At 58.5% G+C, this 13,235-nt stretch carries 11 protein-coding genes; all 11 read right to left on the bottom strand.

The genetic code is table 11. The features are described 5' to 3' along the window. The 11 genes from nuoM to C1N60_RS06865 all read right to left on the bottom strand — a co-directional run bounded on the left by nuoM (window position 1) and on the right by C1N60_RS06865 (window position 13,227). Window positions 1-1,521, bottom strand: a complete 1,521-nt coding sequence (gene nuoM / locus C1N60_RS06915) for an NADH-quinone oxidoreductase subunit M (protein WP_031280038.1) — start codon at window positions 1,519-1,521, stop codon at window positions 1-3. Between the two features lie 206 nt (window positions 1,522-1,727). Next, window positions 1,728-3,563: an NADH-quinone oxidoreductase subunit L gene (gene nuoL, locus C1N60_RS06910; protein WP_104093074.1), complete on the bottom strand. Its 1,836-nt coding sequence runs from the start codon at window positions 3,561-3,563 to the stop codon at window positions 1,728-1,730. Continuing rightward, window positions 3,560-3,862 (bottom strand): NADH-quinone oxidoreductase subunit NuoK, encoded by a 303-nt coding sequence (nuoK, locus tag C1N60_RS06905; protein WP_013509877.1) that lies wholly within the window; start codon window positions 3,860-3,862, stop codon window positions 3,560-3,562. Before nuoK ends, nuoL begins: the two co-directional genes overlap by 4 nt. Then, window positions 3,859-4,410, bottom strand: coding sequence for an NADH-quinone oxidoreductase subunit J (gene nuoJ / locus C1N60_RS06900; RefSeq protein WP_021509221.1), 552 nt, complete (start codon window positions 4,408-4,410; stop codon window positions 3,859-3,861). Before nuoJ ends, nuoK begins: the two co-directional genes overlap by 4 nt. 10 nt (window positions 4,411-4,420) lie before the next feature. Beyond that, window positions 4,421-4,963: an NADH-quinone oxidoreductase subunit NuoI gene (gene nuoI / locus C1N60_RS06895; protein WP_021509220.1), complete on the bottom strand. Its 543-nt coding sequence runs from the start codon at window positions 4,961-4,963 to the stop codon at window positions 4,421-4,423. An 11-nt stretch (window positions 4,964-4,974) separates the two neighbouring features. Then, window positions 4,975-5,952, bottom strand: coding sequence for an NADH-quinone oxidoreductase subunit NuoH (nuoH, locus tag C1N60_RS06890; protein WP_021509219.1), 978 nt, complete (start codon window positions 5,950-5,952; stop codon window positions 4,975-4,977). Beyond that, on the bottom strand, window positions 5,949-8,672 hold the full coding sequence (nuoG, locus tag C1N60_RS06885; RefSeq protein ID WP_394521572.1) for an NADH-quinone oxidoreductase subunit NuoG: 2,724 nt from the start codon (window positions 8,670-8,672) through the stop codon (window positions 5,949-5,951). The genes nuoH and nuoG overlap by 4 nt, the downstream gene beginning before the upstream one ends. 100 nt (window positions 8,673-8,772) lie before the next feature. Further along, the gene (nuoF, locus tag C1N60_RS06880; protein ID WP_031280037.1) at window positions 8,773-10,113 is read right to left on the bottom strand and encodes an NADH-quinone oxidoreductase subunit NuoF; all 1,341 of its coding nucleotides are present in this window, start codon (window positions 10,111-10,113) and stop codon (window positions 8,773-8,775) included. A 2-nt stretch (window positions 10,114-10,115) separates the two neighbouring features. Next, window positions 10,116-10,631: an NADH-quinone oxidoreductase subunit NuoE gene (gene nuoE, locus C1N60_RS06875; RefSeq protein WP_394521571.1), complete on the bottom strand. Its 516-nt coding sequence runs from the start codon at window positions 10,629-10,631 to the stop codon at window positions 10,116-10,118. Between the two features lie 2 nt (window positions 10,632-10,633). Continuing rightward, window positions 10,634-12,433 carry an NADH-quinone oxidoreductase subunit C/D gene (gene nuoC / locus C1N60_RS06870; RefSeq protein WP_031280036.1) on the bottom strand — a complete coding sequence of 600 codons (1,800 nt, stop codon included), beginning with the start codon at window positions 12,431-12,433 and terminating at the stop codon, window positions 10,634-10,636. A 116-nt stretch (window positions 12,434-12,549) separates the two neighbouring features. Then, on the bottom strand, window positions 12,550-13,227 hold the full coding sequence (locus tag C1N60_RS06865; protein WP_021509214.1) for a NuoB/complex I 20 kDa subunit family protein: 678 nt from the start codon (window positions 13,225-13,227) through the stop codon (window positions 12,550-12,552). Between the last annotated feature and the right edge of the window lie 8 nt (window positions 13,228-13,235).

The following is a 13,235-nucleotide window of genomic DNA, read 5'->3' as shown; positions in this document are numbered from 1 at the left end:
TTACGGCCTTGTAGTTGAAATTGAAGCGGTAAACCACTGCTGAATATTGCTCATCGCAGCATGGGACGTGTCGAGGATTGGCTGCGGATAAACGCCCAGCAGCACCAGCAGCACGACCAGTACACCGATGGTCAGGAATTCGCGCGGCGACATTCCAGCCAGCGGCTCTTTTGATTTGGCTTCGCCGTAGTAAGCGCGCTGCATCATGATCAGCGAGTACACCGAGGCAAATACCAGGCCGAAGGTGGCAATCACGATAATCAACGGCACCACCTGATAGCTGCCGGTCAGAATCATGAACTCACCCACAAAGTTACCGGTGCCCGGCATACCGAGGTTAGCCACGGCAAAGAACAGCGACAGGCCCGGAATCCACTTGATGCGCGACCACAGGCCGCCCATCTGGCGCATGTCACGGGTATGCAGACGTTCATACAGCTGACCGCACAGGATGAACAGCGCCGCGGCCGACAGGCCGTGCGCAATCATCTGCACCACCGCGCCCTGGAACGCCAGCTGGCTGCCGGTGTAGATGGCAATCAGCACGAAGCCCATGTGCGAAATCGAGGTGTAGGCGATCAGGCGTTTGATATCGGTCTGCGAGAACGCCATCCAGGCGCCGTAGAAGATACCGATGATGCCGAGCCACATGGCGATCGGCGCGAACTCCGCCGACGCATTCGGGAACAGCGGCAGGCTAAAACGCAGCAGGCCGTAAGCCGCAGTTTTCAGCAGGATACCGGCAAGGTCAACCGAACCAGCGGTCGGTGCCTGGCTGTGGGCATCCGGCAGCCAGCCGTGCAGCGGCACCACCGGCATTTTCACCGCAAAGGCGATGAAGAAGCCGAGCATCAGCAGATACTCAACGGTGTGTGACATCGGGGTTTTCAGCAGCTCTTCATAGCTGAACGTCCAGACGCCAGTGGCGTTGTAGTGCACAAACACCAGCGCCAGAATGGCAATCAGCATCACCAGACCTGACGCCTGGGTGTAGATGAAGAATTTGGTTGCCGCGCTGATACGGGTTTTCCCGTCAGACGCTTTGTGACCCCAGAGCGCGATGAGGAAGTACATCGGCACCAGCATCATTTCCCAGAAGAAGAAGAACAGGAACATGTCGATGGCGAGGAACACGCCGATCACGCCGCCGAGAATCCACATCAGGTTGAGGTGGAAGAAGCCCTGATACTTTTCGATTTCATTCCACGAGCAGAGAACCGCCATCAGACCCAGCAGGCCGGTCAGCACCACCATCAGCAGCGACAGGCCATCCAGCGCCAGATGGAAATTAATGCCAAAGCGCGGGATCCACGACACCAGGAAAGTCGACTGCCACTGCGGCAGGCCCGCAGCCTGCGTCAGCGAATAGCCGCCCTGCAGCCACAGCTGCAGGCCCAGCGCCAGCGTCAGCCCCATGGTGATCAGGGCAATCCAGCGCGGCACCTTCGCGCCAAGGCGCTCAGCCAGCCAGCAAAGCAAGCCCCCAACAAAGGGTATAATTATTAGCCAAGGTAATAACACGGCGTACATTCCCTATTTTCGTCTTCGTTCAGGCTATCTGACGCGCCTGTTTCGCCTCGCCCGCGCGGGCAACGTTCACGTATTACTACGCGCCGGTTGCTGCGCTGGCGAACACCAAACTGACTGCGTTGATCTCACCCGTGCATCAGACAATTTTGAACATTCTTACGTGGGGCGCTAAACCATCGCGCCCCGCTCATCAATCGTTAAATCACCAGCATCAGCGCCAGCACCACCACGGCACCGACGCTCATCGACGCGATATACCAGCGCAGATAGCCGTTCTCACTCACCACCAGACCTTTATTACCGATGCGCGACAGCAGCGCCGGCAGGTTCATCAGTGAATTGAGCGGATCGCGCTGCAGCAGCCAGGCAATGCCAAGGTACGGTTTAACAAATACCTTGTCGTACAGCCAGTCGAAGCCCCAGGCCGCAAACCACCAGGTGCCGAAGAAACGGCCCGGCGCGCTGTTGGCGATGCGGGTGACCAGCTGACGTTTGCCCAGCCACAGCGCGGCGGCAATCAGAATACCGATAATCGCCACGGCACCCGAGGTGATTTCCAGCGCCACTTTGCCGGTTTCACCAAACTCGTTCTGTGGCAGCACGCCCGCCAGCGGAGGCGTAATCAGCGCGCCAACGAAGGTCGAGAGCACCAGCAGCACAATCAGCGGCAGGTGATGCGTAATGCCTTTACCGGCATGCGCATGAATTTTCTCTTCGCCGTGGAACACGATGAAGATCATGCGGAAGGTGTAGATTGAGGTAAGGAATGCACCCACCAGACCGGCGACCATCAGATTGATGTGACCGTTAGCCAGCGCACCGAACAGAATCTCGTCCTTACTGTAGAAGCCGGCGGTAATCAGCGGCAGTGCAGCCAGCGCGGCACCGCCCACCAGGAAGCAGACATACACCAGCGGGATGCTCTTACGCAGACCGCCCATTTTGAAAATATTCTGCTCGTGGTGACAGGCCAGAATCACGGAACCGGAAGAGAGGAACAGCAGCGCCTTGAAGAACGCATGGGTCATCAGGTGGAAAATCGCGGCGTCCCACGCCTGTACGCCCAGCGCCAGGAACATGTAGCCGATCTGACTCATGGTGGAGTAAGCCAGCACGCGTTTGATGTCGGTCTGCACCAGCGCGGCGAAGCCCGCCAGCACCAGCGTAATCGCACCAACGATACCCACCAGATGCAGCACTTCCGGCGTCAGCAGGAACAGACCGTGGGTGCGGGCAATCAGATAGACGCCTGCGGTTACCATGGTGGCAGCGTGGATCAGCGCGGAGACCGGCGTCGGACCGGCCATCGCATCGGCCAGCCACGTCTGCAGCGGCAGCTGTGCCGATTTACCCACGGCACCGCCCAGCAGCATCAGCGTCGCCCACTGCAGCATGTGGTTGTCCGCCGCGAAGTGCGCCGGGGCCAGCTCCATCAGCTCACGGAAGTTCAGCGTACCCAGTTCGTTGTAGAGAATGAACAGCGCAAAGGCGAGGAACACGTCACCGACACGGGTGATGATGAAGGCTTTCATCGCCGCTTTGCCGTTTTCCGGATTGCTGTAGTAGAAGCCAATCAGCAGGTAGGAACACAGCCCTACCCCTTCCCAGCCAAGGTACATCAGCATCAGGTTATCGGCCAGCACCAGCACCACCATGCTCGCGATGAACAGGTTGGTGTAGGCGAAGAAGCGTGAATAGCCCTCTTCACCGCGCATGTACCAGGAAGCGAACATGTGGATGAAGAAGCCGACGCCGGTAACCACCGACAGCATGGTCAGCGACAGACCATCCAGCACCAGGTTCACTTTGATGTCAAAGTTACCCACATGCATCCAGGTCCACAGCGCCTGGGTAAAGGGCTGCTGACCCTGGCTGAAGAAATCCATGCCAACAAATACGGTGGTCAGCGCCGCAAGGCCCACTGAACCCATCCCCACCGCAGCCGACAGGTTCTCCGACCAGCGACCACGGGAAAACGCCAATAGCAGGAAGCCAATCAGCGGAAATAATACGGTTAAATAGAGAAGATTCATCCGCGCATCTCGCTCACTGTGTCAATGTTCAGCGTCTGACGACGACGATATAGCTGGAGCAGCAGCGCCAGACCAATACTGGCTTCCGCCGCCGCGAGGCTGATTGCCAGGATGTACATCACCTGGCCGTCGGCTTGTCCCCAGTAGCTGCCTGCCACCACCAGCGCCAGCGCTGCGGCGTTGATCATGATCTCCAGACCGATCAGCATAAACAGCAGGTTGCGGCGCAGTACCAGCGAGGTCAGGCCGAGAACAAACAGCACAGCAGCCAGAATCAGGCCGTGTTGTAACGGGATCATGCGTGCTCCTCCTTATTGGCCGCCGCGTCTGACACGCGGTTGCTCAGCACTTCGCCCTGACGATCTTCACGTCCGATATGGAACGCCACCACCAGACCGGCCAGCAGCAGCATTGACGCCAGCTCAACCGCCAGAACATACGGGCCAAACAGACTGATGCCCACCGCTTTGGCATCAATGACGGTGCCATCAATACCCTGGTCGGTCGCGGTCAGGATGGCGTAGATCATCACCACCAGCAGCAGCAGCGAGACAATGCCCGGACCGATCCACAGCGACGGCTTCAGCCATTCGCGCTCCTGATCCTGCTGGGTTTTACCCAGGTTAAGCATCATCACCACGAACACAAACAGCACCATGATGGCACCGGCATAGACGATGATCTCCAGCGCACCGGCAAAATAGGCACCCATTGAGAAGAACACGCCGGCAATCGACAGCAGCGAAACAATCAGGTACAGCAGCGCATGTACCGGATTGGTGTGGGTGATGACGCGCAATGTCGTCAGCACTGCCACCAGTCCGCAAAGATAAAACGCAAATTCCATACCTGGCTCCTTAAGGTAATAAGCCTTTAACGTCGATCGGTTTGGCTTCGTTTTCCGCGTCGCCTTTGTCTTTACCGTCGATCGCCATACCTGCCATGCGGTAGAAGTTGTACTCCGGATATTTACCCGGGCCGGAAATCAGCAGGTCTTCCTTCTCATACACCAGATCCTGACGCTTGAACTCACCGAGTTCGAAGTCCGGCGTCAGCTGAATCGCGGTGGTCGGGCACGCTTCTTCACATAAACCACAGAAGATGCAGCGCGAGAAGTTGATGCGGAAAAATTCCGGATACCAGCGGCCATCCTGCATCTCCGCTTTCTGCAGCGAAATACAGCCGACCGGGCAGGCAACGGCGCACAGGTTACAGGCCACGCAGCGCTCTTCGCCGTCCGGATCGCGCGTCAGCACGATACGGCCACGGTAGCGCGGCGGCAGATAAACCGGCTCTTCCGGATACATCTGGGTTTCGCGCTTGGCGAAGGCATGCATGCCAATCATCCAGATACTGCGCACTGTCGTGCCGAAGCCAACGACAATATCTTTTAAAGTCATCTCAAAACCCCTTACTGCGCGTTGTACAGAATCACTGCGGCAGTGGCCAGCAGGTTCAATAACGTCAACGGCAGACATACTTTCCAGCCGAACGACAGCACCTGGTCATAGCGTGGACGCGGCAGCGCAGCACGAATCAGGATAAACATCACCATAAAGAACGCCGTTTTCAGGGCGAACCAGATGAACGGCGGCAGGAACGGACCGTGCCAGCCACCAAAGAACAGGGTGACGATCAGCGCCGATACGGTAGTAATGGCCACGTACTCACCGACAAAGAACAGGCCGAACTTCATCCCGGCATATTCGATGTGGTAACCGTCGGCCAGCTCCTGTTCCGCTTCCGGCTGGTCAAACGGATGACGGTGGCACACCGCGACGCCGGCAATACAGAAGGTCACGAAGCCAAAGAACTGCGGGATGATGTTCCACAGGTGCGTCTGGCTCTCAACGATGGCGTTCAGGTTAAAGGAACCCGCCTGCGCCACCACGCCCATCAGCGACAGGCCGAGGAACACTTCGTAGCTCAGGGTCTGCGCGGAGGCACGCATTGCACCGAGCAGCGAGTATTTGTTGTTACTCGACCAGCCCGCGAACAGTACGGCGTATACCGCCAGACCCGCCATCATCAGGAAGAACAGCAGACCGATGTTCAGGTCGGTGACCATCCAGCTCGGCGAAACCGGCACAATCGCAAACGCCAGCAGCAGCGAAACGAAGGCGATGACCGGTGCCAGGGTAAAGATGAAGCGATCGGTAAACGGCGGAACCCAGTCCTCTTTAAAGAACATTTTGATCATGTCCGCCGCCAGCTGCAGCGAGCCGCCCCAGCCTACGCGGTTCGGTCCATAACGGTTCTGCCACAGGCCGAGCAGACGACGCTCGGCAAAGCTCATGAAGGCACCACAGGCCACCACCACCAACAGGATCACAATGGCTTTCACCACCTGCAGGATGATGTCAATAACGTCCGGTGTCAGCCAGCTCATTGCGCTGCCTCCTGCAGTTTGTCAATTTGCGCACCCGCGAGGAACGGCGGTACACCCGGCATGCCGAGCGGCAGACCCACCTGCCCCGCCTGCAGTGCCGCGGAGAAGCGCACCGGCAGACGCAGCGTTTCACCGGCGCAAACCAGCTCCACGGACGCACCGTTATTAACGCCCAGCTTCTCAGCATCTGCCGGGTTGATCACCAGCGTGGCCGCTGCCATGCGTTTCTGGAAGGTTGGCGAACGCTGCGTCATCTCTTCACTACCAAACAGCTGATAGTAAGGTGCCACGCGATACTGGCTGCCGCCCACGAAGCGTGCCGGAACCTGGCTGAACCAGTCCAGTTCACTTTCGCTGGCTTCGAACAGCCGCACGCCCGGATCGCCATGACGCAGTTTACCGCCCACTTCCGCCTGGAACTTGTTCCACGCCTGCGGTGAGTTCCAGCCTGGTGCCCAGGCAAAAGGAATCTGCGAACGCGGTGCCGACGGCTGGTTGTTACCTTCCATGGAGAAGGCAAACATAGTGTCTTTATCCTGCGGCTGACGCGGTTCGTGCACGCTGATGTTGGCGCGCGCGGCGGTACGGCCACTGGCACGATGCGGTGAACGCGCCAGTTTCTGACCACGGATGCGGAAGCTGGCGTCCGGCGCCGCGTCCTTAATCCCTTTCAGCTGCGGCAGCGCCACAATCGCGGCATCAATCACGTGATCGAGCTGCGTCCAGTCAATCTGGCGGCTCTCTACAGCGCTGTGCAGCGAATGCAGCCAGCGCCAGCTCTCCAGCATCACCACGCTATCGTCGTAATAGGCCGGATCGTAAACCTGGAAGAAGCGCTGGGCGCGACCTTCATGGTTGATGGAGGTGCCGTCGCTCTCGGCAAAGCTGGCGGTGGAGAGCACCAGACCGGCTTTCTCCAGCGTGGCGGTACGTTGATGGTCAACCACAATCACGTGCGCGGTGTTGTGCAGTGCCGCATCGACGGTGGCTTTCGGCGCGTGACGGTAGAGATCGTTCTCCAGCACCACCAGCGCTTCCGCTTCGCCTTTATCCAGCTGCTCCAGCGCGCTGTCCAGCGACTGGCCGCCCATCAGGCCGAGACCAAAGCTGTTGGCCGCGCCGGCGAGGAAGGTGATACCCACGTCGGCACCGCGCGCTTTCAGCGCTTTAGCCACGTTGGCTGCCGCTTCAATCATTGCCGTGCTGCCCGAGTGGGTACCGGAAATGATCAGCGGTTTTTTCGCGCCGGCCAGCGCCTGTACCACCACGTCCAGCTTGCCGTTCAGGCTGCTGTCAAAATCGCTAACCGCCGGTGCGCTGTCATCCAGCGCGTGCGCGATGGCGAAGCCCAGGCGGGCCTGATCTTCCACCGGTGCGCGATAGCTCCACGCGGCGATATCATCGAGACGGGTTTCATCAACGTTAGTGACAAACAGCGGATGTTTGGCGTGCTGACCAATGTTGAGGATGGCGGCGATCTGCCAGTCCGCGACTTTCTGAGCGGCGGCCATTTCGCGTGCTTTGCCTTTAACGGCCTGACGCACCGACAGCGCCACGCGGGCACCGACCTGAGTCAAATCTTCACCCAGCACCAGCACGGCGTCATAGCTTTCAATTTCACGCAGCGATGGCGTGTAAATGCCGCCCTGCTGCAGCACTTTCAGCATCAACTCAACCCGCGCCTGCTCAGCTGCCGGCATACCGGTTGAGAAGTTTTCCGCGCCCACCAGTTCACGCAGCGCGAAGTTGCTTTCAATACTGGCGCGAGGTGAACCGATACCGATCACCTTCTTCGCCTGACGCAGGATATCCGCGGCGGCATTAACCGCCTGTTCTGCGTTCAGCGTGATACGGTCGCTGCCGCGCAGCTGTTCCGGATGACGCGGACGATCTTTACGGTTCACGTAGCCATAGCCGAAACGGCCACGGTCGCACAGGAAGTAGTGGTTCACCGATCCGTTGTAGCGGTTTTCGATACGACGCAGCTCGCCATAGCGCTCGCCCGGGCTGGTGTTACAACCCACGCTGCACTGCTGGCAGATGCTGGGCGCAAACTGCATATCCCACTTACGGTTATAGCGTTCAGAGTGGGTTTTATCGGTGAACACGCCGGTCGGGCAGATTTCTACCAGGTTACCGGAGAATTCGCTCTCCAGCGTGCCATCTTCCGGACGGCCAAAGTAGACGTTGTCATGCGCGCCGTACACGCCAAGATCTTTGCCATCGGCGTAATCTTTGTAGTAGCGCACGCAGCGGTAACAGGCGATACAGCGGTTCATCTCATGCGAGATAAACGGCCCGAGATCCTGATTCTGATGGGTACGCTTGGTAAAACGGTAGCGACGGAAGCTGTGTCCCGTCATTACCGTCATATCCTGCAGGTGACAGTTACCGCCCTCTTCGCACACCGGACAGTCGTGCGGGTGGTTGGTCATCAGCCACTCCACCACGCTTTCACGAAACTCTTTCGCTTCGCCATCGTCGATGGAGATAAAGGTGCCGTCAGACGCAGGCGTCATGCAGGACATGACGAGGCGACCACGGGTATCTTCGGCATTCTGGAATTGCTTCACCGCGCACTGGCGGCAGGCTCCCACGCTTCCCAGCGCCGGATGCCAGCAAAAATAAGGAATATCAAGGCCCAGAGACAGACACGCCTGCAGCAGGTTGTCCGCTCCGTTCACATCATATTCTTTACCGTCTACATGGATTGTAGCCATAGTGAACATGCTTCCGTAAGGCTCGTCCGCAGACGAGCGTTAAACATCTAATTCCTGCCCCGCAGCCTCAGGCCCGGGCGATTCCGTGTACGACGGCGGCTTACCAGCGCGCTTTCAGCAGGTTAGGCTGAATCCCGCCAATGGCGCGGGTATTGCCAAACACCTGCGGCGCAATGCCAGCTTCAAACTCGTCACGGAAATATTTAATCGCGCTCTGCAGTGGCTCAACGGCACCCGGTGCGTGGGCGCAGAACGTCTTGCCCGGACCGAGCTGGCGGCACAGTTGCAGCAGGGTTTCGATATCCCCCGGCTGGCCTTTTTTCTGCTCCAGCGCACGCAGGATCTTCACGCTCCACGGCAGACCATCACGGCACGGCGTACACCAGCCGCACGACTCGCGCGCAAAGAACTCTTCGAGGTTGCGTACCAGCGACACCATATTGATTTCGTGGTCGACCGCCATCGCCAGCGCGGTACCCAGACGGCTGCCGGCTTTGCCGATGCTGGCAAATTCCATCGGCAGGTCGAGGTGCTGCTCGGTCAGGAAGTCGGTACCGGCTCCGCCCGGCTGCCAGGCTTTGAACTTCAGGCCATCGCGCATTCCGCCGGCATAATCCTCGAGGATTTCACGCGCGGTGGTACCAAACGGCAGCTCCCACACGCCCGGATTTTTCACCCGGCCGGAGAAGCCCATCATCTTGGTGCCAGTGTCTTCGCTGCTGGAGATGTTTTTGTACCACTCCACGCCATTCAGGAAGATCGCCGGCACGTTGGACAGCGTCTCAACGTTGTTAACGCAGGTCGGTTTGCCCCAGACGCCGGCACTGGCCGGGAACGGCGGCTTGGAACGCGGGTTAGCGCGGCGCCCTTCCAGCGAGTTGATCAGCGCGGTCTCTTCGCCGCAGATATAGCGGCCCGCACCGGTGTGAACAAACAGCTCGAAATCGAAGCCGGTACCAAGAATGTTTTTACCGAGATAGCCCGCGGCAGTGGCTTCGGCGATGGCACGACGCAGATTTTCCGCGGCTTCGATGTATTCACCGCGCAGGAAGATGTAGCCACGGTAGGCTTTCAGCGCAAACGCACTGATCAGCATGCCTTCCACCAGCTGGTGCGGCAACTGCTCCATCAGCAGGCGGTCTTTATAAGTGCCAGGTTCCATCTCATCGGCGTTACACAGCAGGTAACGGATGTTCATGGATTCATCTTTGGGCATCAGGCTCCATTTCAGGCCGGTGCTGAAGCCCGCACCGCCGCGCCCTTTCAGGCCGGAATCCTTCACTGCAGCGACGATCTCGTCCTGGCTCATGCCCTTCAGCGCTTTATCGGCGCCAACGTAGCCGTTTTTACTGCGGTATTCATCGAACCATACCGGCTGTTTGTCGTCACGCAGACGCCAGGTCAGCGGATGGGTTTCCGCAGTACGAATGATCTGTTTAATGGTCATTGATACTGCTCCAGCAGGTTGGCGATGCCTTCCGGCGTCAGGTGAACGTGGGTATCTTCATCCACCATCATGGTCGGGCCTTTGTCACAGTTGCCGAGGCAGCAGGTTGGCAGCAGCGTAAAGCGGCCATCCGGCGTGGTTTGTCCCGGCTTGATGTTCAGGTTCTGCTCCAGCGCCGCCTGAATGCCCTGGTAACCGGTGATGTGGCACACTACGCTGTCGCAATAGCGGATCACATGGCGGCCAACCGGCGTACGGTAAATCTGGCTATAAAACGTCGCCACGCCTTCCACGTCGCTGGCCGGGATGCCCAGCACCTCAGCAATCGCGTTAATCGCGCCGTCCGGCACCCAGCCGCGCTGCTTCTGCACGATCTTCAGCGCTTCAATTGAGGCTGCGCGCGCATCTTCGTAGTGATGTTTCTCATGCTCAATAGCGTGGTGCTCGGCCTCGCTCAGCACAAAGACCTCATTCGGGTCGATGGTTTGAATGGCAATTTTTTGATCGTGCATAATTAGCGGTCCACGTCTGACATAACAAAATCGATACTACCGAGGTACACGATCAGGTCGGATACCAGGCTGCCGCGGATCACCGAAGGGATCTGCTGCAGATGCGGGAAGCTTGGCGTACGCACGCGGGTGCGGTAGCTCATGGTGCTGCCATCGCTGGTCAGGTAGTAGCTGTTGATCCCTTTCGTCGCTTCAATCATCTGGAACGATTCGTTGGCCGGCATTACCGGGCCCCACGAAACCTGCAGGAAGTGGGTGATCAGGGTTTCAATGTGCTGCAGCGTGCGCTCTTTCGGTGGCGGCGTGGTCAGCGGATGATCGGCCTTGAACGGACCCTCCGGCATGTTTTTCAGGCACTGCTCCAGGATACGCAGCGACTGCCACATCTCTTCCATCTTCAGCTGCACGCGGGTGTAAGCGTCGCTGATGCCCGCGCCGACCGGCACCTCAAAGTCGAAGTTTTCATAGCCGGAGTAGGGACGCCATTTACGCACGTCGAAGTCCAGACCGGTGGCGCGCAGACCGGCACCGGTGGTGCCCCACGCCAGCGCTTCGTCCATGTTATAGGCGGCAACGCCCTGCGAACGGCCCATCAGCACGGTGTTGCGCAGCGCAGCTTTGTCATACTCTTTCAGACGCTTCGGCATCCAGTCGAGGAACTCACGCAGCAGACGCTCCCAGCCTTTCGGCAGGTCGTGCGCCACACCGCCGATGCGGAACCACGCCGGGTGCATACGGAAACCGGTGATCGCTTCCACCACGTCATAGATTTTCTGACGGTCGGTAAAGGCAAAGAACACCGGCGTCATGGCACCGACGTCCTGAATAAAGGTGGAGATGTACAGCAGGTGGCTGTTGATACGGAACAGCTCTGACAGCATCACGCGAATCACATTCACGCGATCCGGTACGGTGATGCCCGCCAGCTTTTCCACCGCCAGCACGTAAGGCATTTCGTTTACGCAACCGCCGAGGTACTCGATACGGTCGGTATACGGAATATAGCTGTGCCACGACTGACGCTCGCCCATCTTCTCCGCGCCGCGGTGGTGGTAACCCACGTCCGGCACGCAGTCGACGATCTCTTCGCCATCCAGCTGCAGAATGATGCGGAAGGCACCGTGCGCTGAAGGGTGGTTCGGACCGAGGTTGAGGAACATGAAGTCCTCATTGGTGGTGCCACGCTTCATGCCCCAGTCTTCCGGCTTGAAGGTCAGTGACTCCATCTCCAGATCTTCTTTCTGCTTAGTCAGCGTGAAAGGATCGAACTCAGTGGCGCGCGCCGGGTAGTCTTTACGCAGCGGGTGCCCTTCCCAGGTCTGCGGCATCATGATGCGCGTCAGGTGCGGGTGGCCGTTGAAGGTGATACCAAACATCTCCCAGGTTTCGCGCTCGTACCAGTTGGCGTTGGCGAAAATTTTGGTGATGGTGGGCACATTCAGATCGTTTTCAGACAGCGCCACCTTGAGCATGATGTCGCGGTTGCGTTCAATCGACAGCAGGTGATAGAAAACGGAAAAATCCGCGGCGGGCAGACCGGCGCGGTGGGTACGTAAACGCTCATCGAAACCGTGCAGGTCATAGAGCATGACGTACGGCTTCGGCAGCTTACGCAGGAATTCAATGATTTCCAGTAGCTGTTCACGCTTCACCCAGACGACCGGAATGCCGGTGCGGGTGGCCTGAACGGTAAAGGCATCCGGCCCAAAACGGTTACGCAGCTCGCCGATCACCGGATCATCCAGGTGATCCCGGGTTTGCCATGCAGGCTGAGCGAGATCTTGCGTGGTTAAATCTGTCATACGTTACTCACCATTCCGGCCTGTAATCAGGCACTCAAAAGAAGGCGTCAGGATGGCGGCACACACTACGTTGTCATTATCTGCTGCGGCCGTGGCTCCATCCGTGTACGGGGTGCTTAAACTTCGTCTGGGGTTCTCAGGTTGGTGACGGCAATACGCTCACCACGCTTTCTTTCACGCTCAGACTGCATATTGGCGCGATACACGCCCTGATCGCCAACCACCCACGAGAGTGGACGACGTTCTTTGCCGATGGACTCACGCAGCAGCAGCAGCGCCTGCATGTAAGCTTCCGGACGTGGCGGACAACCCGGGATATACACATCAACCGGCAGGAATTTATCCACACCCTGCACCACCGAATAGATGTCATACATGCCGCCGGAATTGGCGCAGGCCCCCATCGAAATCACCCATTTTGGTTCCAGCATCTGGTCATACAAACGCTGAATCACCGGCGCCATTTTGGTAAACGGCGTACCGGCGATCACCATAAAGTCAGCCTGACGTGGCGAGGCGCGCATTACTTCCGCACCGAAACGCGCCACATCATGTACTGCGGTGAATGACGTGGTCATTTCCACGTAGCAACAGGAAAGGCCGAAGTTATACGGCCAGAGAGAGTTTTTACGACCCCAGTTCACCATGTCATGCAGGGCGTGCTCGAGCTTGCCCATATAGACGCTGCGATGAACGTGCTGCTCCAGAGGATCGGTAACAATCTCCTGTTTCTGCAGGGGATAACGGTCGTTATCGCCCCCGTTCGGGTCTACGCGTGTCAGCGTGTAGTCCATCTTATTGC

It is taken from the genome of Pantoea sp. SGAir0184 (genome assembly GCF_043544755.1).
Note: the sequence above shows the minus strand (reverse complement) of the source record. Positions and strands in the feature narration are given on the sequence as shown.